General features: G+C 55.4%; 4 protein-coding genes. All 4 read right to left on the reverse strand.

Annotation, left to right across the window (positions count from 1 at the left end; all coding sequences use genetic code 11):
* Positions 1–255: 255 nt before the first annotated feature.
* Positions 256–1,242 carry an inositol 2-dehydrogenase gene (gene iolG / locus ACFDSS_RS14025; protein WP_375256340.1) on the reverse strand — a complete coding sequence of 329 codons (987 nt, stop codon included), beginning with the start codon at positions 1,240–1,242 and terminating at the stop codon, positions 256–258.
* Positions 1,235–2,074 carry a class II fructose-bisphosphate aldolase gene (locus tag ACFDSS_RS14030; protein ID WP_375256341.1) on the reverse strand — a complete coding sequence of 280 codons (840 nt, stop codon included), beginning with the start codon at positions 2,072–2,074 and terminating at the stop codon, positions 1,235–1,237. Before ACFDSS_RS14030 ends, iolG begins: the two co-directional genes overlap by 8 nt.
* Complete coding sequence (locus ACFDSS_RS14035; RefSeq protein WP_375256342.1) at positions 2,071–2,913, reverse strand: 5-deoxy-glucuronate isomerase; 843 nt, start codon at positions 2,911–2,913, stop codon at positions 2,071–2,073. Before ACFDSS_RS14035 ends, ACFDSS_RS14030 begins: the two co-directional genes overlap by 4 nt.
* A 12-nt stretch (positions 2,914–2,925) precedes the next feature.
* A partial coding sequence (locus ACFDSS_RS14040; protein WP_375256343.1) for a PfkB family carbohydrate kinase occupies positions 2,926–3,904 on the reverse strand: 979 nt, incomplete at its 5' end.

Below are 3,904 nucleotides of genomic sequence, written 5' to 3' on the forward strand. Positions count from 1 at the left end.
TGCAGCGTGTCTCTCATGCGATGATCCTCACCTTTAAATCGTCTGCGATATAAAGTCATTACTGTGCATATGAACGCAAGTGGTCTTGTATGAAACGCAACATGTCGGCTCTTAATTAGGTATTTTACATAATACTGATTATACGCCGAATACATTCCGATGGGTGTGCGCTACCTTCAACTGCGACTCCTATTAGAAAACAATATGTTACCTAACAAGAGGAATCGCTATGGGTGCCGTTTAACCAGTTGTCGTTTATACGGATTTTGCCAAACCATCCCTTGCGGCGGCGTCTGCGGCGTCTGCCAGTATTTGTGCCTTCAACCCATCTTCCCCGTCCGGCTTCACATCAGTGCCAGTAACCAGCGCGTTGATAAAATGCGCCATCTCTGCGCGATACGCGGCTGCATAGCGTTCCAGAAAGAAAGGCTGCGCGACGGCACGTTGCAGGCCCGATGCATTTGCAAGCTCCACCGTTGTCTCAAGCACATTATCCGCCCGTAGCATCCCCGTTTCGCCGTGTACCTCGATACGTTGGTCATAACCGTAACTTGCGCGTCGTGAATTTGAAATTTGGCAGAGCCGCCCCGTTGCGGTCTTCAGCGTCACCACCGCGGTATCAAAATCGCCGGCGGCGCCAATTTCAGGATCGACAAGGCTAGACGCGGCTGCCGTCAGCGCCACCGGCTCTTCACCTAAAAGGAACCGCGCCATGTCAAAGTCATGGATCATCATATCCCGGAATATCCCGCCGGAGGTTTTCACATAGCTGATGGGTGGTGGTGATGGATCGCGCGACAGAATCGTAACCAATTCGACCTTTCCAATAACCTGATCTGCAATTTGCCGCTGTAGATGGGCGAAATTAGGGTCGAAACGGCGGTTGAAGGCGGTCATGAATGGCACGCCAGCCTTTTTGACGGCAGCCAGACAATCGTGGATACGTGCAACAGACAGATCGATTGGCTTCTCGCAAAACATCGCCTTCCCTGCCCCAGCGGCTGCATGGATCAGATCATAATGCGTCGTCGTTGGTGTGCCGATCACCACAGCATCAATACCGGGATCGTTGATGATTGCCTCTGCCGACATCACTTTTGCTCCCAGTACGGCAGCCAGCGCCTCTGCTGCGGCCGGCATTGCATCAGCGACCGCGACCGCTTTGGCCGTGGTCATTGTGCGCAGCGTGGCGCCATGAACTTGCCCGATACGACCACATCCCAGGATACCAATGTTAATCATCGCTTTGACCTTTCAGGTTGCGCAGCACGATCCGCGCTGCTGCCATCACCGGGTCATGGGTTTCTTTGAGGATGCTGACACGGTCAAACCGCTCAGGGTCAGCATTGACTGCATCACGCAATGCCGCACCAAACGCCATCCGCAGCTCAGTGCCAATATTGAATTTACAAATATTGGTATTTATCGCCAATGATTTGCGTTGCGAAGTTGGCACTCCAGAACCGCCGTGGATTACCAGTGGCACCTCAGTTGCTGCCTGAATGGCGGCAATGCGAGGTTCGTCCAAGCCGCCCTCTTTATCCTGTTGCAAATGCACGTTGCCCACGGAAATCGCCATGGCATCAACATCCGTTTCTGCCGCGAAAATTGCCGCCTCTGACGGGTCGGTCCCCGCGGAGTTTTCGCCACCGGAGTAGCCCACAAAGCCGATCTCACCTTCGCAGGATATGCCAGATTTATGTGCCATTTCAGCGATTTGACGTGTCTCTTTGATGTTATCGGCGAGCGGCTTTCGCGACCCGTCAAACATCAGCGAAGTGAAACCGCTATCGAGGGCTTCAGCACATTCATCATAGGTATATCCATGATCCAGATGTGCCACGACCGGCACGGATGCGTGTTCTGCCAAATGCCGAAGCATCTTTCCCAGTACAGGCAATGGCGTATGCGCGCGACACCCCGGTCCGGCCTGCAGGATCACAGGGCAGTTTTCAGCCTCAGCCGCGGCTACATAGGCGCGCATGTCTTCCCAGCCCAATGTGACCAGGCCGCCAACGGCATAGCCTTGCTGCAATGCCGGTTGCAGCACATCGTGGAGTGTCACAAGGCTCATTTGAACTTGGCAATCATGTCTTTGATGCCCGGGATCGTCTCGACCTGATAGGCATGTGAGGGTTGGAAGTACTGCACAAGACTACGCTGTGACAGCCCGCCCAGAATGGTGAAATAATACATCTGATACCCCGGCAGCACCGCACAAGGATGATACCCGCTATCAAGACAAATCGTTGAGCCGTCGACGATGTGGTAAGCATCCCCCGCCTTGCCGTCTTCACGCTGGAGCATTTGCACACCTGAGCCGTGGTTGGGCTTAAAGCGGAAGTTATAGGTCTCGTCGTGGCGCGTCTCAATCGGGAGACGGTCAGTGTCATGCTTATGTGAGGGAAAACCGGACCAACCACCCTCGCCCACGGTGAAAAGTTCAGACACCAGCAAGCGCCCGACCTTGTCGTGGTATTTTGTGCCAAGGATATGTTTGATTTTCCGGTGGGTCTTCGTGTCGTCAGAGCCGTATTGGACCATGTCCAATTCATCCGCACGGACGGCAAAAGCGTCGAGCACCTTGTCGTAACGTGCGCCGCAGACAAAAACTTCGGCCTCATCAGAGGTGCAAACCATCTGCGCTTTTGCAGCGGTAGGCACATAGACGCCTTCAGGCTCACCGTCCCAGACGTCTTCGGTGCGCTGTCCGATGCCATCCGCTTTGAACCCTTCGATTTCGATGTCCACGGTCCCTGTGGCAGGCACGATGCATGTCTCGTACCCCGGAACCGCATATTCAAAAGCCTGCCCTTTCTTGAGCTTGACGATATTGAAATAGTTCAGTGGAACGGTCGGATCATCCACATCCACAATCGGTTTATTCTGGTTATCAAACGGAGGAATATGCATGTTTGGATCCTTTTAGCTGGCAGTGGGGCCAGAATGGTCGGCCATGAAAGTCGCAAGTGTTGGCGTATCGGCCATCGCAGGTGCGCAGCCCGGACGGGATACGGTGATGGATGCACAGGCAGAGCCACGCAAGATCGCGTCTTTGATCGTTTGCCCCTCTGCGATGCCTGTCACCATCCCCGCCATGAAGCTGTCGCCCGCCCCGGTGGGTTTGAGCGCCTCAACGGGCCAGATACCGGTGTGGATTTCTTTGCCGCTTGCAAAAGTCACGGCACCCTTTTCACCCATTTTATAGACGACGATCGTGGCGGTGCTTTCGGCCAGGGCCTTGGCCTTCGCCATGCCTTTTTCGATGCCGCCAGCCATGAAGCCGAACTCTTCATCGTTGCCGACAATCATGTCGGAGGCGGCCGCCGCACGGCTCAGAACCTCTTCGGCGACTTGCGGTGAGGGCCATGAATAGGGGCGGTAGTCCACATCAAAGATGATCGGAAGGCCAGCGGCCTTCGCGTGCTCAAAGGCGGCAAAACTGGCGCTGCGCGATGGCTCGGCGGCGAAAACAGTTCCCGCCGTAATCAGCGCGCCAAACTTGCCATAGTCCACCGCCCCGACATCATCCGCACCCATTTGAAAATCGGCAGCACCATTGCGGTAAATGACATTGCGGTGCCCCTCAACCCGGCTTTCATAAAACGCCAGTGAGTTGCGGTATTCACCGCCAACTGGCGTCACATATTCGGTACCGACGCCGTAGCGCTTGAGCTGGCCAATACAGTAGCTGCCGATGCTGTCATCTGAGACACGCGTGACCAATGACGCCTGCCCGCCCAGTTTGCAAATTCCCGCCGCGATATTCGCGGAAGACCCGCCAAGACCCACGGTCACAGTCTCTGCGTCCTCGGTCGCGACGCCGGGATCGGTCCAAAGATCGATCCCGGCCCGTCCGACGACGACGAAGTTGTTTGCCTTGATCCCGTCGATCAGCCGCGAC

The organism is Yoonia sp. (assembly GCF_042093035.1).
In the GTDB taxonomy this organism is placed as follows: Bacteria; Pseudomonadota; Alphaproteobacteria; order Rhodobacterales; family Rhodobacteraceae; genus Yoonia.

Coding starts and splice junctions, on each gene's coding strand:
- iolG (WP_375256340.1), bottom strand. CDS start 1,242: ATGATTAACATTGGTATCCTGGGATGTGGTCGTATCGGGCAAGTTCAT.
- ACFDSS_RS14030 (WP_375256341.1), bottom strand. CDS start 2,074: ATGAGCCTTGTGACACTCCACGATGTGCTGCAACCGGCATTGCAGCAA.
- ACFDSS_RS14035 (WP_375256342.1), bottom strand. CDS start 2,913: ATGCATATTCCTCCGTTTGATAACCAGAATAAACCGATTGTGGATGTG.